We start from the raw sequence: 25,449 nt of genomic DNA on the forward strand, positions 1-25,449 counted from the left end.
TATACCGTGAAAGGATTGATTTGTCAGACGATTTGTTAGAAATTCTTTGCGTTCGGTAAATTGTAACCGTATTCTTCGAAAAATTCTTCTTTAAAATCAAGCAGACGATCCTCACGAATCGCTTGGCGAACGCCTTCCATCAACTTGACGAGGAAGTGAAGATTGTGTGTCGAACAAAGATGTAGTCCGAACGTTTCTTGCGCGCGGATCAAGTGATGGATGTACGAACGCGAGTAATTCTTACATGCGTAGCAATCACATTTCTCATCGAGTGGACGGAAATCACGTGCATATTTTGCATTTCGGACGACAAGACGTCCTTGTGATGTCATCAATGTACCATTGCGTGCAATCCGTGTCGGTAAGACACAGTCGAACATATCGATTCCACGAATCGCGCCTTCAATCAATGCATCCGGTGAACCAACGCCCATTAAATAACGTGGTTTATCTTCTGGCATGAGTGGTGTCGTGAATTCGAGTGCTCGGTACATGACATCTTTCGGTTCACCAACCGAGAGACCACCGACCGCGTACCCTGGGAAATCAAGCGCTACGAGATCTTTCGCACTTTGGCGACGTAAGTCTTCGTATTCGCCACCCTGGATAATTCCGAACAGTGCTTGGTCTTGCGGACGTTCGTGCGCTGCAAGACAACGTTCTGCCCAGCGGCTTGTTCGTTCGACAGATGCTTTCATGTACTCGTGAGAAGCAGGATATGGGGGGCACTCATCAAACGCCATCATGATGTCTGAACCGAGTGCGTTTTGGATTTCCATTGCTTTTTCCGGTGATAAGAACAGTTTGTCACCGTTTAAATGGTTACGGAAATGAACGCCTTCTTCCGAAATATTCCGGAGATCAGCGAGTGAGAAGACTTGGAAGCCACCTGAATCCGTGAGAATCGCGCCATCCCAGTTCATGAATTTATGCAGACCGCCTGCTTCCTTGATGACATCGTGTCCAGGACGCACCCATAGGTGATACGTGTTCGCGAGGATGATGTTCGCGTTCATATCCTTGATTTGTTCTGGTGCCATCGTCTTGACCGTCGCTTGTGTTCCGACCGGCATGAAGACCGGTGTCTCAAAACTACCGTGCGGCGTATGGACGATTCCTAACCGCGCTCCGGATTGTTTACATGTTTTGATATGTTCGTATGTTACCGCGTGTTTTGTCATTAGTTTCGTTCCTCTCTCGTTAAGAACATCGCATCACCGAAGCTAAAGAAACGATAGCCATTCGCTACAGCTTCTTCGTAGGCATGCAGAATGTGTTCCCGTGTCGATAACGCGGACACGAGCATGATCAATGTTGATTTCGGTAAGTGGAAGTTCGTGATCAATCCATCGATCCCTTTGACTTCCTGACCTGGGAAAATGAAGATGTCTGTCCAACCTGTTGCTTCGATGAAGTCACCGTGATCACGGATGACCGTTTCAAGCGTTCGCGTCGATGTCGTACCAACCGCGATGATCCGTCCGCCTTGTTTCCGTGTTTCGCGTAGCAGTGCCGCTGAACTTTCCGGCAATTCGTAGTACTCACTATGCATCTTGTGACTATCGACGTCGTCGACCGAAACAGGACGGAATGTGCCAAGTCCGACATGTAACGTCAACGGTGCGATCCGGACACCTTTCGCTTGAAGCGCTTCGAGCAATTCCGGTGTGAAGTGAAGACCCGCTGTTGGTGCCGCGGCGCTCCCACGTTCGCGAGCGTAGACCGTCTGGTAACGATCTTGATCTTCCAGTTGTTCATGAATGTACGGTGGCAATGGCATCGTTCCAAGTTGATCGAGCACTTCGTAGAAAATCCCGTCGTAGAAAAACTTCAGAATCCGTCCCCCGTCTTCAAGTGCTTCGACACACTCAGCACGGAGTAATCCGTCACCAAACGACAGAATTGTACCTGGTTTGACTCGTTTTGCTGGTTTTGCTAGCGTTTCCCAAACATCGTCACTCGTCTGCTTCAAGAGCAACAATTCGATTTTTCCACCTGTCTCTTCCTTCACACCAAAAAGACGTGCCGGTAAGACTTTCGTATCGTTGATGACGAGTGTATCGCCTTCCCGGAAGTGGTCGACGATATCATGGAAGTGTTGATGCTGAATCGCACCTGTCTCCCGGTCGAGGACCATCAATTTCGAACTCGTCCGGTCGAGCAATGGCACTTGAGCAATTTGTTCTTCTGGTAAATGAAAATCAAATAAGTTTACATCCATTGGTTCAATTTCCTTCTTTCAGTCCTAAATGTTGGCGGGCGAACGGTGTTAAGACACGTCCGCGCGGGGTACGTTGTAAAAAGCCTTGTTGTAACAGATATGGTTCATACACATCTTCGATCGTCTGCGCATCTTCTCCGATTGTCGCTGCAATCGTCTCAAGACCGACCGGACCACCGGCAAACCGTTCTGCAAGCGATCGTAGTAAACGATGGTCGACATCGTCGAGTCCGAGCGCATCGACATGCAAGCGATCAAGTGCACTTGTCGCAAGCGAGGCATCGATCTCAGTTTGATGAGCAACTTGAGCGAAGTCACGGACACGCCGTAACAACCGGTTCGCGACACGTGGTGTTCCGCGTGAACGAAGGGCGATCGCTTCTGCTGCGAGACGATCCGCTTCGAATCCAAACAACCGTGACGTCCGGGTCACAATGGCAGACAACTCTGACATCGTATAATATTCAAGCTTCAGCGTCACGCCAAAACGATCACGTAGCGGTGCCGACAGCATCCCGGCACGCGTCGTCGCACCGACGAGTGTAAATGGTGGCAAGTCGATCCGAACGCTACGCGCGAGTTCCCCTTGACCGATGACGATATCGAGACAATAGTCTTCCATTGCCGGATATAGAATCTCTTCGATTGATCGACTCAACCGATGAATCTCATCTATGAACAGGACGTCTCCCGGCTCAAGTGATGAGAGAATTGCCGCCAGATCACCTGGTCGTTCGATCGCAGGACCGGCTGTCGTCTTGATGCCGACCCCCATCTCGTTTGCGATGATTGTCGCAAGCGTCGTCTTACCAAGACCTGGAGGACCGTAGAGAAGAACGTGATCGAGTGTTTCCTGACGAATTTTTGCCGCCTCGATGAAGACACTTAAGTTTCCTTTTGCTTTCTCCTGCCCGATATATTGCTCGAGCGTCTGAGGACGCAGACTCCACTCTTCTTGATCTTCCGCATGGGCGGATTCTGACAAAATGCGCTCTTCCATGTCCTCACCTCACATTCAATAACAACTGGAGTGCCCGTTTAACATATTGATCCGTTGACAGGACTTCTGCCTGCAACGCTTTTTTGACTTTTTCGACTTCTCGATCACTGTAACCGAGCGCCGTCAGAGCTTCACAGGCTTCGTTCAGCTCTGCGTTACCTTGTGCGAACAAGCCTTCGCTCGGTACGTAGTCTGGCGCGAGCTCTGCTAACTTTCCTTTTAGGTCGAGTGTCATTTGTTTTGCTGTCTTTTTGCCGACACCTGGGAACTTGACGAGATAACTTTCCTTTTCTTGTTCGATCGCTTCAACAAGCGCATCGACATTCCCTGATGCGACGATTGCAAGCGCTCCTTTTGGTCCGATCCCTGTCACACCGAGCAACTTCGTGAACAAGGCACGCTCACGCCGGGAACGGAATCCGAATAAGACTTCTTGGTCCTCACGGACATAGTGATACGTATATACGATGATCTGTTCGTCTCCGGTCCGATAAAAAAACGGGTTCGGTGCTACGATCTTGTAGCCAATCCCGCCAACTTCTACCGTCACGAATTCCGCACAGACATAAGCGACTTCGCCGCGTACGAATTCTATCAATGTGGAACGCTCCCATCCTTAAACAAACTCTCGTGTTATTGTAGCATACATCTTCGTTTGGCTTCAAAGCGTTCTTCAGCAAAAATCAATACATACGTTCGCTCTCTAAATCAGAAGACAAAAAGCGTGATCGTTTGCACGACCACGCTCTCACTCTCTATTTTACGAACGCTCAAGCATCCGTTCGAGCGCCAACACGGCATGCCGCGTCGTCTCTGCGTCAACTTTAATGACGTTGACCGGCTCACCTGCTTCGACTTGTTCGAGCGCCCACGCTAAATGCGGCAAGTCGATCCGGTTCATCGTCAGACACGGGCACATGAACGGATTGAGCGACACGATGTCGAGATCCGGATGAGTCGTCGCGAGTCGATTGACGAGGTTCATCTCTGTTCCGATCGCCCACTTCGTTCCAGGAGCAGCCTGTTCGATTTGTTGAATGATATACGCAGTTGATCCATTTAAATCAGAAGCTACTACGACTTCATGCGAACATTCCGGGTGAACGAGAATCTTTCGCTCCGGATCCGTCTTGCGGAACTGTTCAATTTGACCGACTGTGAATTTCTCATGCACCGAGCAGTGCCCTTTCCATAAGATGACGCGGACGTCTTGGTCCTCCCCGTCAAAAACGAGTTCGTCGCGAATCGGATCCCAAATCGCCATCTGCTCTAACGGAATTCCGAGCGCATGTGCTGTATTGCGACCGAGATGTTGATCCGGCAGGAAGAATAAGATGTCTCGTTCAGCAAGTGCCCACTCGACCATCTGGACAGCGTTCGATGATGTCACCGTCGCCCCACCGTGACGACCGACGAATGCTTTGATGGCTGCTGTCGAATTGACATACGTCAATGGTAAGATCGAATCTCCGAACCGTTCCGTCAAGATCGTAAAGGCACGCTCCGTTTGTATATCATTCGCCATATCTGCCATCGAACAGCCAGCGCGCATGTCAGGCAAAACGACCGTATGTGACGCATCGGTCAGCATATCTGCCGTCTCCGCCATAAAATGAACACCGCAAAAGACCGTATATTCGGCTTCTGTCATCTGCTTCGCGACTTGTGCAAGCTGGAGCGAATCTCCCGTCGCATCCGCGAACTGGACGACTTCGTCTTTTTGATAGTGGTGGGCGGGTAAGAACAAGCGACTGCCCATCCGTGCTTTGACCCCTTCGATGATCGCAATCAATTCTGCTTCTGATTGCTGTAAGTATGACGCCGGAATCCCTTCGTGACGTAATAGATCAAATGACATCTTTTTTTCCTCCTTCGATTTTCATACTAATATCAAGTGCTGTTGCTGAATGCGTCAATGCACCGAGTGAGATGACGTCTGCTCCGCTATCCACGAAGTCTGATAACGTGTCTATCGTAATCCCGCCGGATAGTTCGACCGTGATATGTGGTGGAATCAATTGCCGGAGCTGTTTGATTTCTGCTGGTGTCCGGTTATCGAGCATGATGATGTCGACTTTTGCAGCCACTGCCTCAAGCACTTCCGCTTCCGTCTCAACTTCGACTTCGATTGGTGTCGTATGACCTGCAACTCGTTTTGCTCGCATCACCGCTTCCGTAATCGATCCCGCGACCGTGATGTGGTTATCTTTGATCATGACCGCGTCATCGAGTCGCCCGCGATGACTATAGCCACCACCGACGCGAACGGCGTGTTTTTCTAGCATCCGTAATCCAGGAGTCGTCTTCCGTGTATCCGTGATTCGGATTCGTCCTGCTACTACCTCGACCGCTTGACGTGTCTGCGTCGCAATCCCAGATAAGCGTTGCACAAGGTTCAAAGCGACCCGTTCTCCGCTTAAAATATCCTGTAACGAACCAGACCACTCAGCAAGAAGCGTTCCTCGCGTGACGACCGTCCCTTCCGCTATATGAATCGTCACGTTGACTTGTAACAGATGCGCCATCTCACGAATAACGTCTACTCCACAGAAGACACCGTCTTCCTTTGCTAAAAAACGACCGGTTCCGCGTTCTTGTCCCGTCAGACATCCTTCACTCGTGATATCCCACTGTCCGATGTCCTCGATTAAAAATGCCTCCAGTTGTTGCCGTAACTGCCACTTGTTCAATGTTCTCATCCTCTCCTGTCAACCGACTTCGCGCCCCTTCAAGCAATAGACATGCTGTCACGTAACGTAATCGATTTTCTTCTGCTTCCTGTCCGGATTCTTCTAATGTCCAGCCTTTTAACGCATCCAGACATTCTTGTACCTGCCTAATATCCATTTCGACACCGATGACCTGCGATAGACGGTCTGTTACGGAACGAAGTGTTCCTGGACGTCGTTTCACTTGTTTTACTGATGGTCCCGGTAACAACTCGAGCTGTTCTGCTACTGCTTTCCCCATGACGACACACTCAAGAAGCGAGTTCGACGCCAGACGATTTCGACCGTGCAGTCCGATCGATGCTGTCTCGCCGACCGCGTAAAGTCCTTCGACATTCGTCTGCCCTGTCAGATCGGTCTCGATTCCACCCATTAAGAAATGAATGCCTGGTGCGATTTCAACGAGATCCGGATTTATGTTCAGTTTTTCACATTTTTCAACAAACGTTGGAAACCGTTTTGTTCGATCAACGACTTTTGACGTGTCGAGATAGACCGGTTCGTGTTTTCGCACCTCATGGATTCGTTTTGCGACTTCATCGCGCGCCGCTAAATCTTGCATCGGATGATCCGCCATGATCCGGTCACCGCTTTTCGTCACAAGTGTCGCTCCTGCACCGCGTAGTGCTTCCGTAATCAAACCTTCTGAGCGACCTGCATGAACAAGTACCGTCGGATGGTGCTGGATATAGCCGAGATCACGAATCCTCGCCCCTGCTTCAAAAGCGAGTGCAATCCCATTTCCTTGAATCGATGGATCATTCGTCGACGACGCGAATATTCCACCAACTCCACCAGTCGCGAGAATCGTTGCTCGCGCCACAATCTCGATTGGTTCTCCAAGGCTATATCCAACTGCACCTACAACCTGTCCATTTACTTGAATCAATTCCGTGATACACGTCTGCTCAAGAATCGGAAAAGGCACTCGCGGCATTAACGTCTCCATGATCCGTTTGCCGGTCTCGTCCCCGCCAGAGTGATAAATCCGCGGCAAACGGTGCGCACCTTCTCGACCGAGCAAGAACTCTCCCTCGGATTGATCAAACAGGACACCTTGTCGTAACAAGAATTCCATTGCCTCGGCTCCTGATCGGGTCACATAATCAACAGCTGACAAATTGATGCGCCCTTTTGCCGCCTGACACGTATCTTCAAAATGACCACGATGATCAACTTCCGCATAAGCAGAAGCAATCCCACCTTGTGCTCGGACAGAGTTGGTCTCAAATCGCGTGCCTTTTGTGACAAGCAACGCTTCAGTTCCAGGCGGAAGATGCAAGGCGACCGAAATCGCAGCAAGCCCTGTTCCAATGATCAACACATCCGTCTCAAGTCTTTTATGTAAAGACATATGTTTTACACCTCTATATCTAAATGTTTACTATTGACTTGACAATAAGTTTGGCATACTTTTAGCTGAGTGACAAGACGAAAGGACAGGATTTTTTCATGATCTATCTCGATTACGCAGCTACTACTCCGCTGCATCCACAAGCACTCGACCATTATCAACAAGCCGCTCAATCGTTCTACGGCAACAGTTCTTCTCTTCATGACATCGGTGGGGATGCAGAACGCCTGCTTCAACGAGCACGACAGTACCTGATGCAACAATTAGCTCAAAAAGAAGGAGCTATCATCTTTACAGGAAGCGGTTCAGAAGCAAATTACATCGCTTTGACACACTTGATACGACAGAGTAACAAATCAGTTGTCTTGACACTTCGATGTGAACACGACTCGGTCTTGCTTCCACTTGCGCGCTGGGCACAAGAAACACGTCATCTTTCTCTACTGCCGGACGGAACGTTCGACTGGGATCGATTCGTTACGGCTTGTACGGAAGAGGTTGGTGTCGTCTCGATTCAACACGTCAATTCGGATACCGGTTTTCGGTTCCCAGTCGAACGAATTGCAGTATATTGTCAATCGCGCGGGATTCTGTTTCATTGCGATGGGGTTCAAGGATTTTTAAAAGATGATGTTAACATTGACTCCTTTGACGCTTACACGATGAGTAGCCATAAAGTCTACGGTCCTAAAGGGTTAGGTGCCCTGTATTTGCGACGACCGCTCTTTAGTCCCTACTACGAAGGACATCATGAGTTCGGGATTCGCCCAGGCACAGTCGATGTTCCGGGAATTGCCGCCTTCATCGCTGCCTGTGAGGCGTCGCGCTTAGAAAATCCAGGAATCCAGGCATCCAGTCAGGTATTTCGTGGTATGCTAAAAAAAACATTGTCTTCGTCTCGTTATCTGATCGTTGAATCTCCAACGCAACTGGCTTCGATCTGTGCCATCCATACGAAACAACGGGACGGTCAACACGTGTTGCTCGCCTTGAATCGTGCTGGAATCGCCGTTTCCGCTGGTAGTGCTTGTCGGGCAGGAGAAAACGGTCCGAATGCGACATTGCGTGCGATCGGTTTTGACGAATCAGCGGCTCATGGATTGATCCGACTCAGTTTTGGAAAACACACGACGAACGAAGAAATCGAACAGTGCATTGATGTGTTGAACACGATCTCATGACACTGGAGAAAGGTAGGAGATATCATGGGGAAACGCATCTCCGGAGAAGAACGCCGGAAATCATTACTTCGTATGATTGAGGAAAGTGAACAACCTGTTACGGGAACAGCACTGGCGAAACAAGCAGGCGTCAGCCGCCAAGTGATCGTGCAGGATTTATCATTGTTAAAAGCAAAAGGATATCCCGTCATCGCGACAGCTCGTGGGTATTTGATCAATGACCCTGAAATCGACGGTTCGAAATTACGCCGCAAGATCGTCTGTCGCCACGGCATCGATCAATTAAAGGATGAGTGTGACGCCATCGTTGATGAAGGGGTCGTCATCCGCGATGTCATCATCGAGCATCCTGTCTACGGCTTCATTACAGGTGAGTTGATGCTAAAAAGCCGCCGAGATGTCCGTGTACTGCTTGAACAGCTAGAGGAGACACAAGCTACTCCACTGTCGAGCCTGACCGACGGAGTCCATATTCATACGCTTGAAGCGGATCATGAAGACGCACTAGAAGCAGCTATCGCAAAACTTGACCATCTTGGAATCCTCGTCTCGGAACTCGATGTCTGAACATCAAAAAACCGCCTATTCCTAAGGAATGAGCGGTTTTTATTGTTACATCGATTCAAGCGGTAGCTCTGGCATCATAGCGGGAGGATCAAACGTCGCTAAGACTTTCCGGACGCGGCGGTTCTCGATATGCAAGACCGTCAACGTGACACGTTCATAACGCATCGCCGTTCCGACGTCCGGCAGTTGTCCGCTTTCCTCCATGATCCATCCCCCGAGTGACTGGGCATCGGTGTCCGGCATCGTCAATTGAAATTGCTGACAGAAGTCTTCAATGTCATACTCCGCTAGACATTCGAATTGTTCTGGACCAATCCGTTTCGTGTATTCCAATGATTCATCGTGTTCATCCCAAATCTCCCCGACGATTTCTTCTAAAATATCCTCAAGGGTGATCAGACCTGCCGTCCCTCCGAACTCATCGAGCACGACTGCCATATGGGACTGCTTGACTTTGAGTTCCGGCAATAAATCCATCAATCGTGTCTGTGGTACGACGAACGATACCGGTCGAATCCATTCCCGGATATCGACGGAACCATTTTTCACGTATGCACGCAGAAAGTCCCGTTCCGATAAGACACCGATGACATGATCAATTGAGTCCTTATAGACCGGTAGACGAGAATAGCCGCCTTTTTGTACTTCTGCAAGGATGTCTTCGAGCCGCGCATCGATATCGATCGCTTGAATATCCATGCGTGGCGTCAAAGCATTCTCTACCGTTGCATGTTGAAAATCAACCGCCTGGTGGACAAGTTCAGCTTCAGCGATTCCCATGATTCCCTCTTCCTGACTGATATCGACGAGTGCCTTGAGTTCCTGTTCGGTCACGAGTGGCCCTTTCGGATCGGCTCCAATCAATCGAAGCGCAAACTGGCGTAAGCGGAGTAACAGGAAAACGAGCGGTCGAAAGCACAGTAAGAAGAAGCGCAGTGGACGTCCGATCAATAACACGTAACGTTCCGTATGCTCACGGGCATACGATTTCGGAATCAATTCTCCAAACAACAGCAACAGAAAGAACAGCCCAAGAAAGGCAATGGTCTGCGTTGCGATCGTCTCGGCGAAATGGATGATCCACCAGCCGCCAAACAAGATGAAGCCGACATTGACGAGCGTATTCCCGATCAAAATCGACGTCAATGTCTCCTCATAACGTTGAAGCAACCGAAACACACGGGACGCACGCGCGTCCCCTGCTTCAGACTGGTGCAACAACCGCAACCGATTGACACTCGCGAGTGCTGTCTCGGCTGAGGAAAAGAACGCGGATAAGATGAGAATCGGAATTAACCAAACGAATGAAATCATGGGCAATGGGTCCACGATGCTTTCACACTCCGTTTCTTAATGGAATGAACCGCTTAGAAGGATGACTCAACGAATTCAAATTCGAAATCACGGATTCGAACGACATCGCCGTCGATTGCACCAAGACGACGTAACTCTTCGTCGACACCCATTTGACGCAGTGTCCGAGCGAAACGTTTAATCGATTCTTCACGCATGAAGTTCGTCATCGTGAAGAGTTTTTCGATTCGTGGTCCTTTGATGACGAAGCAGTCGTCTTCATCTTTCGAAATCGTAAAGCCGGCTTCAGGTGCTTCATAACCGTAGACGACACGTGGTGTCGCTGTTTTCTCTTCGAGTTCCTCAAGACCGAATTCTGGCGTCGCATCAACGAGGTCAGCGATTCGGAATAAGAGATCACGTAATCCTTGGCGTGTTGCTGCTGAAATCTCGAATACTTCAAGCTCTGGGAAAGCTTCCTTGAAGGCTTCAAGGTGTTCTGCCGCATCCGGCATATCCATCTTGTTCGCGACGACGACTTGTGGACGCTCTGTCAAGCGGAGATTATAGTCCGCGAGTTCTTTATTGATGATGTTGTAGTCTTCGATTGGATCGCGTCCTTCCATCCCACTCATGTCGATGACGTGGACAATCACTTTCGTCCGCTCGACGTGACGCAGGAACTGATGACCGAGTCCGACGCCTTCACTTGCGCCTTCAATCAATCCTGGCAAGTCAGCCATGACGAAGCTACGGCTATCTTCCGTTTCGACGACGCCGATGTTCGGTGTGATCGTCGTGAAGTGATACGCGCCGATTTTTGGACGTGCTGCTGAAACGACAGATAACATCGTTGATTTCCCGACACTCGGGAAGCCGACAAGACCAACGTCTGCTAGCATCTTCAGTTCAAGCTTCAAGTACTTCTCTTCCCCTGGCTCACCGTTTTCCGCGTGTTCAGGTGCCGGGTTGGCTGGTGTCGCAAAACGTGTATTTCCACGTCCGCCACGTCCGCCTTTTGCGACGATCGCTTGTTGTCCATGATGGACGAGGTCAGCGATGACCGCGTTCGTATCATCATCATAGACGACCGTGCCTGGTGGAACCTTGACGATTAAATGCTCGGCTTTACGACCGTGCATCCCTTTTGACATTCCGTTTTCACCTTGAACCGCTTTAAAGTGACGTTTGTAACGGAAGTCCATCAATGTCCGAAGTCCTTCGTCGACTTCAAGGACGACGTGAGCTCCGTGACCACCGTCACCGCCAGCAGGACCGCCGTCCGGAACGTATTTCTCGCGACGGAACGCTACTTGTCCACGTCCTCCGTCACCTGCTTTTACATAAATATTTACCTGATCGACAAACATGTCGGATCCCTCCTCTTACTTCTCTTCCTCAAACGAAAGACTTTCAATCTCAATCACACACTCATTTTCCGTCTGCGACTCGATTTCCATCGGCGTCACTAGATCCTTAAGGCGCGACATATCTAGTAGATCCCGATAGATCTCGATGGTCACGCCCTCGTGGAAGGTCACGGATACTTCTCCTACTCCTACATCAATCATGGTGATGGCTGCTTCGACGAGTTGCTTCAGCCGCTCATCTTCCATGTGGGGTGCTCCGATGACATCATACGTCACAGTTTTGCCTGACCATTCAGCTTGCAGCAACGCCAGTGCGGTTTTCGGCAATCCGATTTGCGCTAGACGTCCTTCCCGAGATGCTTGCTCCCGGTACGCCGAACAGATCGACTCGACTGCTTGTTCGTCTCCGATCGCGCCATACGAACGTACGAGTTGTATCCGGTTCAACCACTCGTGACGAAGAGTCTTTAAAAGATCAAGTACCTGTTGTTCCTCCATCGGTCGTTCCCTCCTAAAAAAAACAGACCCTAACCCTCGAAAGTGGCTAGAGTCTGCTTCGTCGATCCTTATGCTGGGTAAACGCTGACTTGTTTCTTGTCGCGTCCGAGACGTTCGAAACGAACGACACCAGTTGCAGTTGCGAAAAGTGTATCATCGCCACCACGTCCGACGTTCATACCTGGGTGAATCTTCGTACCGCGTTGACGGTAGAGGATTGAACCAGCAGAAACAGTTTGACCGTCTGCACGTTTCGCCCCAAGGCGTTTCGATTGCGAGTCACGACCGTTCTTTGTCGAACCTACCCCTTTTTTCGATGCGAAGAACTGAAGATTAAGTTTCAACATGTGGAATCCACCTCCTATACTTGTTCAAGTTGGATAAACTCACCGTAACTTTCAGCGATGGTACCAAGCTGGACCAAAGTCGCCTCCAGTAACAATTGGGTGCGTTCACTGACATCCGGTGCTAAGTCAGCGTACGGTTCTACATAAAAGTAGCCACCTTCTTGTTGTTCTGCCATTTCAAGGAGCAGGACCTGCCCGAGTAATGCTTCTATGGCATTGTATGCCCCGAAGATCACCGACGATACGCCGGCACAGACAAGGTCGAGACCTGGTTCTGCAAACTCGGCATGTCCTGTCACTTCGATGGAGCGGACGAGTTCCGCTTCATCTCGTCGAATCTTGACACGTATCATGGCTTACGCTTCGATTTTCTCGATGCGGACCTTCGTGTAAGGTTGACGGTGACCTTGCTTACGACGGTAGTTCTTTTTCGCTTTCATTTTGAAGACAGTGATCTTTTTCGCGCGAGCGTGTTTGATGACCGTTGCTACGACCTTCGCACCTTCTACGAGTGGAGCGCCGACTTTAACATCGTCACCACCAAGGATCAATACTTCACCAAATTCAACTGTGCTGTCGACGTCTGCGTTTAATTTCTCAACGTAGATTTCTTGGCCAGCTTCGACTTTGACTTGTTTACCACCAGTTTTGATAATTGCGTACATTACGTGCACCTCCTCTTAGGAACTCAGACTCGCCATCACGGGCAGCAGATGCTTTAAAACCCGGTCTGTGCGGTTGTAGTCATTTGGGTGCTTCCAAACGAACTAACGTTATTCAGAATACCAAACGTTCTTCCACCTTGTCAATGCTGTTCTGAAGGATTATTCCGATCGCTTGATGAAATCGAGACAGTCCTGTGACGACCCAGTGAATAGGACGGCTGGATCGCCTTCTAACACGTGCACCTCGAGTGGTTGGCGAGAGATGAATTCGTCTTGTAATAAGTGACGCGGCGCGCGAATCACGACCGCTTCCGCATAGGTCGCGATCTCAAGCAATTTCGGTTCAATTAATCGATAGACGCTTAATCGTGTCCATTGACCGGATTCCTGCGATCGTTCCTGCAATGATTTTCCGTGTCGTTGTCGCGTCAGTTCGCATAAGCCCATCTTCGTAAATCCATACACTTCGATTTGTTTCGTCTCGAGTGCGGCTCGTTCTTTGAGAAGTTGGGTCACCCGTGTCTGACCTTTACTTGAGCCACGTAAAAAATCGATTGCAATCATTCCGCTGATATTACGTAACCGTAATTGTCGCATGACTTCGACGGCAGCCGCTTCATTGATTTGATCAAACGTCCGCTTTTGTTCTTTGACCGAAATCGTCTTCCCACTGTTGACGTCGATGACAGTCATCGTCTCGACTTCTTCAATCAAGAGATACGCTCCTCCGTCGAGCCAGACGACCCGTTGCATCGCCTTCTCGATTGCTCCGTCGATTGCTTCCATCTCGGGTAAGCGTCCTTTTCGTAGCGAGCGTTCAACAGACAGACCGAGTAATTCGAGTCGTTCCTTTTCCTGACGCGTCATGACGAGCGCATCGGTGACATGCGGAAGTCGCTTCGCTTCCTGGACGATCAATGCCTCGTCTTGCTCAAGACGCGGCGCCTGCATGAGTTCTTTATGCCGTATCCGTAATGACTGTAACTCTTGTTTCAATTCGTCGATTGATGCTTTCGCCGCCTCCGTCCGGTAAAGAATCCCTTCTTCTTCCGTCGTCGTCAATTGCTCCGCCAGTTGACGCTGGACGACGAGATCCAGCTTCCGACTGAAACGGACGCGGCGACCGTACGGGAAATAGACAAGATAACGTCCACCATAAGTGATGTTCTGCGTCACCTTGTGTTGCTTCGGTGCGACCCCTTCCTTGACGACCTGGACGAGCAATGTCTGCCCGACCTGGACGGCTTGTCCGATCGTTGGCACGTCCGGATAGCGACGAAGTGCTTCCACCGTTTCATTAAGCGGTAAGTAAAGCGGCGTACCGTCAGTCGCGATCAAAAAGGCTGCTCCGAGCGTCGGATGCAACCGGTCGACCTTGGCATAAACGAACGTTCCGACCCGGATCTCGTCACGCATCCGTTCATGATATTCAATCAATCGACCGCCTTCGACCAACGCCAATCGTTCGAGTGAAGCGGTCTGTTCACTAATCCATCGCATACTGATCCCTCCAAAAAAATTAGACTAGGCGCGACGATGTCGTCCTAGTCTAATTTCCCATTCTTATTTCATCCCAAGCATCTTCTTCAATTTGACGAAGAACCCTTTTTGCGGTTGTTCATTTAAATCAAGCAGTGGCACGGATTCTCCGAGAATCCGACGGGCGATGTTCCGGTAGCCGAGTCCAGCCCGGTTATCCGGATTCATCGTCACAGGCACACCGCGGTGCGAAGCGGCGATGACTTCTTCATCATCGATGATCAGACCAAGCAGATCGATTGAAAGAATACGCATGATCTCATCGATATCGAGCATATCACCTGATGCCATCATGTGCGAACGCACCCGATTGATGACGAGTTTTGGAACGATGTTTCGTTCTGAGCGTTCGAGCATCCCAATGATCCGGTCCGCATCTTGGACGGCTGCTTTTTCCGGTGTCGTTACGACGACAGCTTCATCCGCTCCAGCAATCGCATTCATGAATCCTTGTTCGATTCCTGCCGGGCAGTCAATCAATACAAAATCGTATTCAAGTTTCAGCGTGTCGATGATTGCCTTCACCTGTTCGGGTGTGACGGAGGACTTATCCTTTGATTGAGCAGCAGGCAACAGATACATCTCTTCAAAACGCTTATCGCGGACGAGCGCTTGGTGCAATTTACATTGTCCCGTTACGACGTCAACGATGTTATAGATACTCCGGTTATCGAGACCAAGCACGATATCCAGATTGCGTAACCCGATATCTGTATCGACGAGACAAACCGAATGCCCCATCAATGCAAGTGCTGTTCCGATGTTCGCCGTCGTCGTTGTCTTACCGACGCCGCCTTTACCGGATGTGACGACGATGGCGCGTCCCATATTCGTCTTCGCCTCCATATGTACCTGTTCTTTCACTTGTTCCATATCCGTCACCCTCTTTCACTATCAATCGCAAACTGATCCATCCGCGCAAGCGGAACGGTTTGAAGGCGGGAGAATTCCACCCCGTCTTCGCCTAAAAATGCACAGCCCATATCGAGAGCAGGAATCGGTGCGTCATCCGGCTCCTCATGGACGGTTCCAGCGACCGCGACCCATTTCGGTTGCAACACACTTGCAGCGATGACTGCTTCCGTATTACCACCTTTACCTGCATGAACGGTACCACGCAAAGCTCCGAGACAATAGATACTTCCTGTCGCATGTACGACCGCCCCCGGATTGATATCTCCGATGATGACGATCGAACCTTCAACGTCTAATACGTGCCCACTGCGTGCCGTGCCACCAAAATAATGGAACGTCCGCTCTCCGTACAATGCTTTTGCCTCGTCTTTCGTGATGCATTCACTGTCATAGCCTTTGAAAGAGAAGGAATCATGTCGCGCGACGATAGATTCGACGGCCGTCAACACCCCTTCATCGACATAACGTCGACCGAAGAAGAAGGTGATGGGTACGGCGCGTCCGTTCTCGACGGATTTGTCCGCAAGCGTCAACTCTAAATCGTCAAGAAATTCATCCACACTGCACCTTTCATTCACATAGACGGCGAGGCCACCACGATGGCCTTTCATCGTTACATAACGTTTACGCTCAATCATGACTCATCCTCTTTTCTCGTCAAGGGTCGACTGCACGAGTCGGGTCATCGGATAATACAGGATGATGATCCCGATCAACTGGGCAACCAAACTCCTTGGAATGATCTGTGTCGCGAGTTCTTGGAAGGAAACCCCGACACCAACGACCGAAGCCGTGAAGAAATATATATCGAGTTCATACAAAATGGCACTGAACGTGAACGTGACGAGAATCGTCAATACGTTCTCCTTTACATATTTTAGCACGAAGCTACTAAAAAGCGGAATGGCGGATAACGCAAATAAGTAAATTCCGATAATATCCGAGTACACGAAATCATAGAGCAATCCGAAAACGAGTCCGAATCCGAGTGCTTGTTCAAGCTTCCCGTACCGACCGAGGAACATCAGACCAATCAAGGTCGTATGAATGACATACGGCGAACCATCTCCAAGCGGTCCCGCGAACAACGTTCCTTCTAAGATAAAAAGAAGGAACACGGCGAAAAACAACTTAACGTTATTCACGAGTGTCCCCTCCCTTATCGGTCTCAGCGAAAGGTTCCTTCGCTTCGCGTTCAATCACGAAGACATGACCGAACTGTTCGAAGTCTGCTGCCGGTTTGACGTATGCGATTTTCGAAGCCCCATACTGATCGGATTTCACTTCTTCGATTTTTCCGATGACGATCCCGCTCGGATACTTTCCACCAAGACCGGACGTCGTGACGGTCTGCCCTTTTTTCAGCTTCGCGTCGTTCGGAATTTTCGTGAACTTGAGTAGTTTCGTCTCTTCATCGAAGCCTTCAATCGTTCCAAAGACTCCTTTTCCTTTCGTGTCGTCTGCCGTTGCCGAAACGTTATTCGTCCGACTCGTATCCGACATCAACTGCACAAGGGACGTATAAGCGCTCGCCTGGATGACGCGACCGATCAATCCATCTGCTGTTACGACGGCCATGTTCGGTTTGACCCCTTTTTGTTCGCCGATGTTAATCGTCACGAACCGTTGCCATTCGGACGATGTCCGCCCGATCATCTCTGCCGGTAACAGTTTATAGTCGCGAATCGAACCTTTGAGGTCGAGCATGTCTTTTAATTCTTTATTCTCACGCTCAAGATCACGGACTTTAACGGCATTGCCGGCATAGTCGTTCAATCGTGATTTCAAGTGTTCATTTTCTTTGTACACGTCACGCACTTCTTTAATCGAAGTGACCGTATCATCAATCCAGCCAATCGGTGTCGCGAAAAGGCGTTGACCGACGCCCACGGTATCACGCACGAAGCTTTGATACCAGTGGGATTGGTTACGCCCTTGCAGCGAAATCCCGATTAAGATCACCAAAAGGAGAAAACTAAGGAGTGTGATGAGCAGTTTTCGATTATTTAAAAATCGCTTCATCGCTCATCCCGTCCTTATCTTTTTTGCGAGATGCCTGATTTCGAACGAAGGACATTCATCATCTCGAGTGATTTTCCTGTACCGATTGCGACACAATCAAGTGCGTTTTCCGCAACGAGTGTCAAAATACGTGTTTCGTCTTCGATGACAGCATCAAGGTTCTTCAAGAGCGCCCCACCACCTGTCAAGACGATACCGCGGTCCATGACGTCTGCTGATAATTCAGGAGGTGTCTGCTCAAGCGTATGCTTAACACCTGCAAGAATCGCTTCGACCGTATCTGAAAGTGCGTCACAAATTTCAGCACTTGTGACTTCAATCTGTTTCGGAAGACCTGTGACGAGGTCGCGTCCACGGATTTCCATCGTTTCGTTCTCTGATTCTTCATCGATGCGAGCATAACCGATCGTCATTTTCAACGTCTCAGCTGTCCGTTCCCCAATCATCAAGTTGTATTTCGATTTGATGTAACGAATGATAGACTCATCCATCTCATCACCACCGACACGGATCGATTGGCTTGTGACGATACCACCGAGTGAGATGACAGCAACTTCTGTCGTACCACCACCGATGTCGACGACCATCGAGCCTGTTGGTTCTGAAACCGGAAGACCTGCACCGATTGCTGCTGCGAATGGTTCTTCGATCGTGTATGCTTCACGCGCACCCGCAAGTTTCGCTGCATCTTCAACCGCACGTTTTTCGACCGATGTAATACCACTTGGTACACAGATCATGACGTTCGTCTTAGAAGAGAACAAGCCTTTTTTCTTTGAAGCTTGATCCATGAAATATTTGATCATCGTAGCGGTTGTTTCATAATCCGCGATAACCCCGTCTTTCATCGGGCGTCGTGCAGTCACGTTACCCGGCGTACGACCGATCATGTTTTTTGCTGCATTACCAACTGCCTCAATTTTCCCTGTATCCGTACGGAAAGCAACGACGGACGGTTCACGGACGACGATTCCTTGCCCCTTTACATACACGAGCGTGTTAGCCGTACCTAAGTCAATGCCGATTTCACGGCTGAATGATCCAAACATTATTCAAAAAACCCCTCTCTGAGAATACACTTCACTAATTATAACGGAAAAGCCTTCATTGGAAAGCGTTAAAACGTTACAGCTTGTTTACAGTTCGCCTTAGAAAACACACAAAAAAACGTCTGACGGAAAGAAACGAAACTTTCCCTTCAGACGTTATTCTTACATAAATCCGCGCTGTTTCATACTAATAAATTGTCCATGCCCGATGATGATGTGGTCAAGACAACTGATTCCAATGAGTCGTCCTGCCTCAACAAGTCGCTCGGATACCTCGATATCTTCCCGACTTGGCGTCGGATCACCGGACGGATGATTATGGACGGCAATGAAGTTCGCAGCCGAGCAGCGAATCGCTTCCCGGAAGACGTCTCGCGGGTGGACGATTGACGTGTTCAATCCTCCAATGAATAACGTCTTTTTCGAGACAACCTCATTTTTCGTATTCAAATACAGGCAGATGAAATGTTCCTGTTGATAGAGGCGCATTTCTTCTAACAACAGCTCCGCGGCGTCTTCCGGTGAACGGATCGTCGGTCGAACCCACTTCGGTTCCGTGACGAGACGACGACCGAGTTCCAGTCCAGCCATGATTTGCAACGCCTTTGCCTTCCCGACACCTGGTGCTTTCTCGAGTCCACCGACTCCAGCTGCCTCGAGTTCAATCAGTGAAGGATAGATGTGCAGTAATTCTTCCGCGATTTCAAGCGGTGTCCGGTCGCGCGTTCCGCTTCGGACAAGACATGCCAGTAACTCGACTGTCGTCGCTTGTGCTAAGCCTTTCAACTGAACCATATCCTTCGGCCATTCAATCACAGCATCCGACCTCTCTGTTTCAGGATTACGCAAACATCGGCTTGATCGCAAAGGACGCGAGACGTTTCATGATCTCGTGGATCGGCAATCCGACAACATTATAGTAATCGCCCTCGATCGCTTCGACGAACAGGCCACCCATCGCTTGAATACCATATCCACCCGCTTTATCATAGGGCTCGGTCGTCGCGATATAGCCTTCGATCCATTCGTTTGGCAATGCACCAAAACGAACGTGTGTCGTCACGTCGAATGTCTCTTCCTTCTCACCAAAGCGAATCGTTACTCCTGTCACGACTTCATGTGCGCGTCCCGATAGACGCGCGAGCATCGCCCGTGCCTCTCCCCTATCTGCCGGCTTCTCGAGAATCATATCATCAATTGCAACGACTGTATCAGCTGCCAGAATGACACCGTCCGCTGTAATCGCTCGCGCTTTCTTTTGCGATAGATGACGGACGTATTCATGCGGGGACATCGGGTACGGCGCTTCTTCGACGACATTCGCTGGTACGACTGCGTGAACGATTCCGATTTGTTGCAAGAGTTCCGTCCGGCGCGGTGAAGCTGAGGCGAGAATCAAGTGTGGTTGCGTTATCATTAGTATCACGTTCTTTCCCATTAATTTCGAATCGGATAATTCGAGTCATCGAATAGTCTAACAAAAAACAAGCGGTCCCTAACAGCATAGGAACCGCTTGTTTTCTTTTAATTTCCTGTCACATCGACAAATGGATCCGACTTCGGTGTCTTCTCCTCGAGTGGCGTTTGCTTATCCGGCGTCAACTTCGTCAGGTCCGGACGATAATACGATTCAATCTCGACTGTGAATGAAAGCATCTCATCCTCAAGCAAAAGCGTTCCGCTACTCGGACCCGGTTCTTCCGGTCCCGATAACTGAATTTGGCGTAAGACCGTGATTCGATCCGTCCGCTCGATTTGTTTTAAGAATGCCATCAATTCAAGATACGACGGGGCTTCAACCGTCAATGACGCCGGAAGTGGCGTCGCATTCGCTGTGGTTGTTCCTGTCGCCGCAGCTGTTGTCGCTTGATCTTGATCAGACTCCGTCGCCATTGCTCCGTCAACGGCAGGCGTTGATGTCACCGGTGACTGTGGCGTTGGCGTTGTGGTCGCCTGACCAAACGTGATCGACTGGACTTTGACACCGGCAATCTGACTCGACGCGTTAATCGCATCGATGACGTCATCGTTCGCTGCCGTCACCGGGACTTTTTGTTGCAGGAAGCTCGACTCAGCGACGTCGACTTTCTGTTCGTTCGCTTTCGCTTGCTCGAGCACCATCTGTTCCCGTTTCAACGTCGCTTCTTTTTCTTGCAACGTTTGGTGTGTCGTATACGTCGTATAACCGAAGTAACCGACCGCACCGAGAACGATCAAGATCGTTAGACCGAGGAGGATGAAGCTACTATAACGTTTCAATTGTCCGGCACCTCCTCGATTTCAGTCGTTACATTCGGATCAGTCGTCTCCGTCGTCGGATCGGTTGAAGGAGTCGCTTCCGTCGAGCTATCCGTTTCCGATTCAGACGGCTGATCTTCTTTTGGTACTGCCGGATCAGCTTCGTTCGTTTCGCCTTTGACGACTTCCGTCGGGTTGACGTTCAACGAGAATTGTCCGATATAACGTGGTTCTTCAGATTTCGCATCATCCGACGGTGTGATTTCCGTCGTCGGAATTTCTTGCCCGGTCGTCGGATCAACCGTCGTCGTCGTAACGACATCCGCCTTTTCATTCATCGTCCGTGTCGTCACACTCGCAAGGTTCGTTCCTGAGAAGACTTTATCCGTCAACAATTCACGATAAAAATCGTTCAGTTCATCGAGCGTTTCGAATTGGGTCGTCATCGTCACGGCATGGTCCGCACCATATGCGAATTGAAGAATATAACCGCGTTCCGGGAGATAACGGGTAATCCGTTCAAGCGTCGGTACGGCAGGACGTGGCGTCGTCTCGAGTCCTTCGACTGTCTGTTTGAGTTGCGCGACTTCCTGCTTCGCCGATTGATCCGATTCCGACTGCAACTGACGAACGATCTTGATTTGATCGTTCGTCGATTCGACGCGATCCGCGAATTGATCGGTTTGCCAGTAGAGATAACCACCAGCGAGTCCGCCGAACAACAACAGAATGAGTGAAGCGACAAGCGGATATTTCGGTGCTTCGTCGTTTTCCGGTAATAAGTTGATGCGGTCTTTTCGCGGTGAAGCAAGACCAGCGAGCGGTAAGTACGCTCGTGGAATTGACTGTCCGTCAATCGTCATCATATCTGGAATTTCATCGAGACTTAAATCAAAGTTCGACCGGAAACGTGTTGCCAGTTCGTCACGGAATGGGAAGTCCCCGGCAAGGACGACATTCGTGATCTCTCGTCCTTCGCGCGCGAGCGAAAAACGATAGAAATCGAGTACACGCGAGAACTCGAGCAACATCTCATCTAAGACGAGTTCGACCGTCGGATCATCCGAGCGGTAACGATAATGCAATTGATCATCGATGACATCAACATCCCACGCATCAGCCGCAAACGTGTCGACCGAGCGAATCAGACGTGGCACGTGATCTTCGATGATGATCAGCTGGTGATTCGTCGCATTCGCATTCCAGATCAATAAAGTATCGGCTTCTGTTGTAACTGGGTGATGAGATTCAATCCCGAAGTAGGTCGCGAGCGGTTGAGGTTCAGCAGCAACCAGTCGCAAATGCTTTTGTTTGAACAGTTGCGTGTATTGCTTCAGCGCTTCGTTAGGGGCGGCATACAGCATGATTTCCCGCTTGCCGTCTTCTTCAAGAACCGTGTAATCAAAATATGGTTCTTCAAACGGTAAGACGATACTATGTCCGATCTCCATAAACAAATAGCCACGGATTTGATTCGTCTCGATTGTCTCCGGAATATCAAGTTTCCGGGCGAGAACGAGTGAACCATCGAGCGCGAGCACCGCTTGCGAACCACGCGGTACTTTTAGTTTCGTCAGTAACCCGTCAAAGATGAAATCAAGCGAGGCTTCCGGCTGTAACCAGCCTCCTTGAAGTGTTCCTGGCGGCAGCGCGACGACTGCCCGGCGCTTGATGACGCCTTTTTTGACGACCGCACCGAAGATTGCGACATCGGTAAAATTAAAGTAGATATAAGTCCCTTTACGCCGTTGCGCCATATGTACGTTCTTCCTTTCTTAAAGCAGTAAATCGAGGTACCACGATACCCAATCATCCGCAAAATAATATGTCAGTAATGTTCCGACGGCAATCGACGGAACGAAGGGAATGGGTTGTTTCCGCTTCACGCGTCCGAGTCCAAGTAATGTTAAGCCAAGAACGGAACCAACGAATGCCGAGACGAACAAGGCAATGACGACGTGAAGCGGTCCAAGGAAGATTCCGAGCAGTCCGAACAGTTTGACATCCCCTGCCCCCATACCACGACGGGAAGCAAGAAAGATGACGAATAATAGAACGAACCCGACGATTCCACCAATAATTGGATTATACCAGTTTTCGAGTGGAGAAAGGTAGCGCACAATCAAGGCAATCGGCAAAAAGATAAGTAAAATTTTATTCGGAATCAGCATGTAGGCTAAGTCCGACATCGTCAGGATGAATAGCAAGCTCGTCAGGACGAGTGTCAATGCGAGTTCCATCGACCAGCCGAATTGCCAGAAGGCATAGGCGTAAAGAATTCCTCCAAGTAATTCAAGCGCTGGATACTTGATTGAGATTGACTGTCCGCAAGAGCGGCACTTGCCGCCAAGCATAGCGTAACCGAGTACCGGTGTCAGTTCGAGCGGTCCTAAGACATGTCCACACGTCGGACAATGGGAGCGCGGATGAACGATCGACTCCCCGACCGGGACGCGCAGACCGACGACGTTCGTAAACGACGTGATGAGTAAGCCTAACAAGAAAAAATAAACCGTGAAGACGATCGTCATGACACGACCTCCCTTTCAAAAAAGTTCAGAAAAAAACCCCCGAGGAGGGGGGATAATTAGTTTTCTTTGATCGCGCTTCGTTTAAGTGCTGAAGGTGCAACACCTGAGAAGTAAGTATAATCAGCAGAATCACTAGTTAGAGTAACTTTATACTCGTATGAACCATTATCTTCAGTCACTTCAACAAAAGAATCTTTATATGGCTTATCAGAATTCAATGAATCTTTCATCTCATCGATGTATTTACCTAAAGATTCTTTACGAGCAACTTTTTCAGTGGCAGCTGTAGTTCCAATAGCTTTACCATTCTCGTTAATACCTAAGATAATAGATTCTCCAGCTTGAATCGGATTAGAAGAAGCATAGAGTTTCGCAGCCGATACTAATTGCTTCGCATCCGAAACAACTGCATCCTTACGTGAGTTCTCGATCAAACCACCGATTGCGACGACAGCGATTGCTGCAATGATTCCTAAGATAACGACGACGACGAGTAACTCGATCAACGTCAATCCACGCTCATCGCGCATTTGTTTTGCATCTAACCAGATTTCTTTTAAACGTTCTACCATTTTCTTTATGCCTCCCTAGTACTTTTTCACTGTTCTTGGTTAGTAGGTAATACTATCCAGATGAATACTATTATAGTAGCACCATATTTTTTGTAGAATATGTCTTTTTTTCACATCAGGTAAATGTTTTTACAATTGTCAACTCGCTTGTATATCCGAGTAAATTTTAAACATCGGTACGACGACGGCAATGACGATGACACCAACGATTGCTGCTAAGACAACGATCAAGAGTGGCTCAATAATCGACTTTAAACGGTCTGTCGTCGTCTCGACTTCTGTCTCATAGAAGTTCGCGACTTCCGTCAGCATCGTATCAAGACGTCCTGACTCTTCCCCAATTGCAATCATCTGCGTGACGAGAGGTGGAAAATATTTGTTTTTCTCAAGTGGTTCGTGCATCGGAATGCCACGTGCCATCGCTTCGTTGGCTCCCGCAATGCCTTTCCGGATGATCCGATTCGTCACGATCCGCTCTGTGATATCGAGTGAGGCTAAAATTGGTACGGAAGCATTAAGCAGGACGGACAGCCCCCGGGTCATCAAGGCAATCTGCGACTTTTGGATCAGAGGACCAAAAACGGGAATAATTAATAAAAAGCGATCAAAAAATAGTCGTTGGCGTTCGTTTTTTAAATTAAAGTACAGTAATCCAATCAATCCAAAAGCAATTAGCAACATGACCCACCAGTACGCAACGAAGAAATCCGATACGGCAACGACGAGCTTCGTGATCAAAGGCAACTCACTACCGAGTTGATCAAAGATCGATGCAAACGTCGGGACGACGTTCATCATCAAGAAGACGACGACCCCTACGGCAACGAGTGAAACGACCGCTGGGTAGATCAATGCCGAGATGACTTTCCGTTTGATTTCATATTGTTTTTCAAGCTGGGTGACGATGTTATCAAGTGCTTCCTCGAGATTCCCACTTGCCTCTCCCGCCATCGCCATACTGACGAAGAATGTATCAAAGACCCGTGGATGTTTTTCAATCGCTTGCGAAAACTGAATCCCACTCCGTAAGTCATCTTCGACCTCAACGAGTGCCCGTTCAAGTGGTTTCGACTCCGTCTGCTTCCGCAGAATTTCCGTCGCCTTGACGATTGAGACACCGGACCGCACAAGTGTCGCGAACTGACGCGCATACATGACGAGATGTTCAATTTTCGGTTTTGCACTGAGAAACGTAATCTCGGTGTTTAATCCTTTCGACTCTTGCTGTTGAAGCGAAGTCACAGCAATCTGACCCGTCCGCAACCGTTCTGCGGCTTCTCGTTTCGTCAGTGCTGTAATCTTGCCTTTCTTTCGTTTGCCGGCCATCGTCCGACCTTCATAAATGAATACTGCCATGT

At 49.4% G+C, this 25,449-nt stretch carries 28 protein-coding genes and 1 other annotated feature; of the genes, 2 read left to right on the forward strand and 26 right to left on the reverse strand.

What is annotated here, in order from left to right; all coding sequences use genetic code 11:
- Positions 1–35 precede the first annotated feature (35 nt).
- The 7 genes from tgt to B3S86_RS09335 form a co-directional block, all read right to left on the reverse strand.
- Complete coding sequence (gene tgt / locus B3S86_RS09305) at positions 36–1,181, reverse strand: tRNA guanosine(34) transglycosylase Tgt (protein ID WP_035406513.1); 1,146 nt, start codon at positions 1,179–1,181, stop codon at positions 36–38.
- Positions 1,181–2,221, reverse strand: coding sequence for a tRNA preQ1(34) S-adenosylmethionine ribosyltransferase-isomerase QueA (gene queA / locus B3S86_RS09310; RefSeq protein ID WP_290751785.1), 1,041 nt, complete (start codon positions 2,219–2,221; stop codon positions 1,181–1,183). The genes tgt and queA overlap by 1 nt, the downstream gene beginning before the upstream one ends.
- Positions 2,222–2,225: 4 nt before the next feature.
- Complete coding sequence (gene ruvB, locus B3S86_RS09315; RefSeq protein WP_035406506.1) at positions 2,226–3,221, reverse strand: Holliday junction branch migration DNA helicase RuvB; 996 nt, start codon at positions 3,219–3,221, stop codon at positions 2,226–2,228.
- Between the two features lie 4 nt (positions 3,222–3,225).
- A complete protein-coding gene (gene ruvA, locus B3S86_RS09320) occupies positions 3,226–3,819 on the reverse strand; it encodes a Holliday junction branch migration protein RuvA (protein WP_023468936.1) in 594 nt (197 codons plus the stop codon).
- 162 nt (positions 3,820–3,981) lie between these two features.
- Positions 3,982–5,079: a quinolinate synthase NadA gene (nadA, locus tag B3S86_RS09325; RefSeq protein WP_290751790.1), complete on the reverse strand. Its 1,098-nt coding sequence runs from the start codon at positions 5,077–5,079 to the stop codon at positions 3,982–3,984.
- Positions 5,069–5,920: a carboxylating nicotinate-nucleotide diphosphorylase gene (gene nadC, locus B3S86_RS09330; RefSeq protein WP_349677886.1), complete on the reverse strand. Its 852-nt coding sequence runs from the start codon at positions 5,918–5,920 to the stop codon at positions 5,069–5,071. Before nadC ends, nadA begins: the two co-directional genes overlap by 11 nt.
- Positions 5,835–7,304, reverse strand: a complete 1,470-nt coding sequence (locus B3S86_RS09335) for an L-aspartate oxidase (RefSeq protein WP_290751793.1) — start codon at positions 7,302–7,304, stop codon at positions 5,835–5,837. The genes nadC and B3S86_RS09335 overlap by 86 nt, the downstream gene beginning before the upstream one ends.
- Positions 7,305–7,402: 98 nt before the next feature.
- Between B3S86_RS09335 and B3S86_RS09340 the strand changes: the two genes are divergently transcribed.
- Positions 7,403–8,485, forward strand: coding sequence for a cysteine desulfurase family protein (locus B3S86_RS09340; RefSeq protein ID WP_290751796.1), 1,083 nt, complete (start codon positions 7,403–7,405; stop codon positions 8,483–8,485).
- A 24-nt stretch (positions 8,486–8,509) separates the two neighbouring features.
- Positions 8,510–9,052, forward strand: coding sequence for a transcription repressor NadR (locus B3S86_RS09345; RefSeq protein WP_290751799.1), 543 nt, complete (start codon positions 8,510–8,512; stop codon positions 9,050–9,052).
- Between the two features lie 45 nt (positions 9,053–9,097).
- Here the strand turns inward: B3S86_RS09345 and B3S86_RS09350 are convergent, their stop codons facing one another.
- The 19 genes from B3S86_RS09350 to B3S86_RS09440 form a co-directional block, all read right to left on the reverse strand.
- Entirely contained in the window at positions 9,098–10,366 is a 1,269-nt protein-coding gene (locus B3S86_RS09350; protein WP_290751802.1) for a hemolysin family protein, read from the reverse strand.
- Positions 10,367–10,419: 53 nt separating this feature from the next.
- Positions 10,420–11,715 carry a GTPase ObgE gene (gene obgE / locus B3S86_RS09355; protein ID WP_023468943.1) on the reverse strand — a complete coding sequence of 432 codons (1,296 nt, stop codon included), beginning with the start codon at positions 11,713–11,715 and terminating at the stop codon, positions 10,420–10,422.
- Positions 11,716–11,730: 15 nt separating this feature from the next.
- Positions 11,731–12,213, reverse strand: a complete 483-nt coding sequence (locus B3S86_RS09360; protein ID WP_290751807.1) for a Spo0B domain-containing protein — start codon at positions 12,211–12,213, stop codon at positions 11,731–11,733.
- A gap of 68 nt (positions 12,214–12,281) precedes the next feature.
- Positions 12,282–12,560 (reverse strand): 50S ribosomal protein L27, encoded by a 279-nt coding sequence (gene rpmA, locus B3S86_RS09365; protein WP_012370976.1) that lies wholly within the window; start codon positions 12,558–12,560, stop codon positions 12,282–12,284.
- Between the two features lie 14 nt (positions 12,561–12,574).
- On the reverse strand, positions 12,575–12,913 hold the full coding sequence (locus B3S86_RS09370) for a ribosomal-processing cysteine protease Prp (RefSeq protein ID WP_023468945.1): 339 nt from the start codon (positions 12,911–12,913) through the stop codon (positions 12,575–12,577).
- Positions 12,914–12,916: 3 nt separating this feature from the next.
- The gene (gene rplU / locus B3S86_RS09375; RefSeq protein WP_012370978.1) at positions 12,917–13,225 is read right to left on the reverse strand and encodes a 50S ribosomal protein L21; all 309 of its coding nucleotides are present in this window, start codon (positions 13,223–13,225) and stop codon (positions 12,917–12,919) included.
- Positions 13,226–13,240: 15 nt separating this feature from the next.
- Positions 13,241–13,310: a sequence feature (ribosomal protein L21 leader region), on the reverse strand.
- A 74-nt stretch (positions 13,311–13,384) separates the two neighbouring features.
- Positions 13,385–14,725: a ribonuclease E/G gene (locus tag B3S86_RS09380; protein ID WP_290751810.1), complete on the reverse strand. Its 1,341-nt coding sequence runs from the start codon at positions 14,723–14,725 to the stop codon at positions 13,385–13,387.
- Between the two features lie 63 nt (positions 14,726–14,788).
- Positions 14,789–15,592, reverse strand: coding sequence for a septum site-determining protein MinD (minD, locus tag B3S86_RS09385; protein ID WP_029342255.1), 804 nt, complete (start codon positions 15,590–15,592; stop codon positions 14,789–14,791).
- Between the two features lie 50 nt (positions 15,593–15,642).
- The gene (locus tag B3S86_RS09390) at positions 15,643–16,317 is read right to left on the reverse strand and encodes a septum site-determining protein MinC (RefSeq protein ID WP_035406484.1); all 675 of its coding nucleotides are present in this window, start codon (positions 16,315–16,317) and stop codon (positions 15,643–15,645) included.
- 3 nt (positions 16,318–16,320) lie between these two features.
- Positions 16,321–16,824 carry a rod shape-determining protein MreD gene (gene mreD, locus B3S86_RS09395; RefSeq protein ID WP_035406481.1) on the reverse strand — a complete coding sequence of 168 codons (504 nt, stop codon included), beginning with the start codon at positions 16,822–16,824 and terminating at the stop codon, positions 16,321–16,323.
- Complete coding sequence (gene mreC / locus B3S86_RS09400; protein WP_056062539.1) at positions 16,817–17,701, reverse strand: rod shape-determining protein MreC; 885 nt, start codon at positions 17,699–17,701, stop codon at positions 16,817–16,819. Before mreC ends, mreD begins: the two co-directional genes overlap by 8 nt.
- Positions 17,702–17,715: 14 nt before the next feature.
- Positions 17,716–18,750 (reverse strand): rod shape-determining protein, encoded by a 1,035-nt coding sequence (locus B3S86_RS09405; RefSeq protein WP_029342258.1) that lies wholly within the window; start codon positions 18,748–18,750, stop codon positions 17,716–17,718.
- Between the two features lie 162 nt (positions 18,751–18,912).
- A complete protein-coding gene (gene radC, locus B3S86_RS09410; protein ID WP_050677672.1) occupies positions 18,913–19,545 on the reverse strand; it encodes a RadC family protein in 633 nt (210 codons plus the stop codon).
- A 46-nt stretch (positions 19,546–19,591) separates the two neighbouring features.
- Positions 19,592–20,167, reverse strand: coding sequence for a Maf family protein (locus B3S86_RS09415; protein ID WP_290751816.1), 576 nt, complete (start codon positions 20,165–20,167; stop codon positions 19,592–19,594).
- Positions 20,168–20,274: 107 nt separating this feature from the next.
- Positions 20,275–21,009: a hypothetical protein gene (locus B3S86_RS09420; protein WP_290751819.1), complete on the reverse strand. Its 735-nt coding sequence runs from the start codon at positions 21,007–21,009 to the stop codon at positions 20,275–20,277.
- Positions 21,006–22,745 carry a fimbrial assembly protein gene (locus tag B3S86_RS09425; RefSeq protein ID WP_290751822.1) on the reverse strand — a complete coding sequence of 580 codons (1,740 nt, stop codon included), beginning with the start codon at positions 22,743–22,745 and terminating at the stop codon, positions 21,006–21,008. Before B3S86_RS09425 ends, B3S86_RS09420 begins: the two co-directional genes overlap by 4 nt.
- 18 nt (positions 22,746–22,763) lie before the next feature.
- The gene (locus B3S86_RS09430; protein WP_290751826.1) at positions 22,764–23,519 is read right to left on the reverse strand and encodes a prepilin peptidase; all 756 of its coding nucleotides are present in this window, start codon (positions 23,517–23,519) and stop codon (positions 22,764–22,766) included.
- A 56-nt stretch (positions 23,520–23,575) separates the two neighbouring features.
- Positions 23,576–24,091 (reverse strand): type II secretion system protein, encoded by a 516-nt coding sequence (locus B3S86_RS09435; protein WP_290751829.1) that lies wholly within the window; start codon positions 24,089–24,091, stop codon positions 23,576–23,578.
- Between the two features lie 138 nt (positions 24,092–24,229).
- Complete coding sequence (locus B3S86_RS09440; RefSeq protein ID WP_290751832.1) at positions 24,230–25,447, reverse strand: type II secretion system F family protein; 1,218 nt, start codon at positions 25,445–25,447, stop codon at positions 24,230–24,232.
- Between the last annotated feature and the right edge of the window lie 2 nt (positions 25,448–25,449).

The organism is Exiguobacterium sp. UBA3968 (genome assembly GCF_002385115.1).
In the GTDB taxonomy this organism is placed as follows: domain Bacteria; phylum Bacillota; class Bacilli; order Exiguobacteriales; family Exiguobacteriaceae; genus Exiguobacterium_A.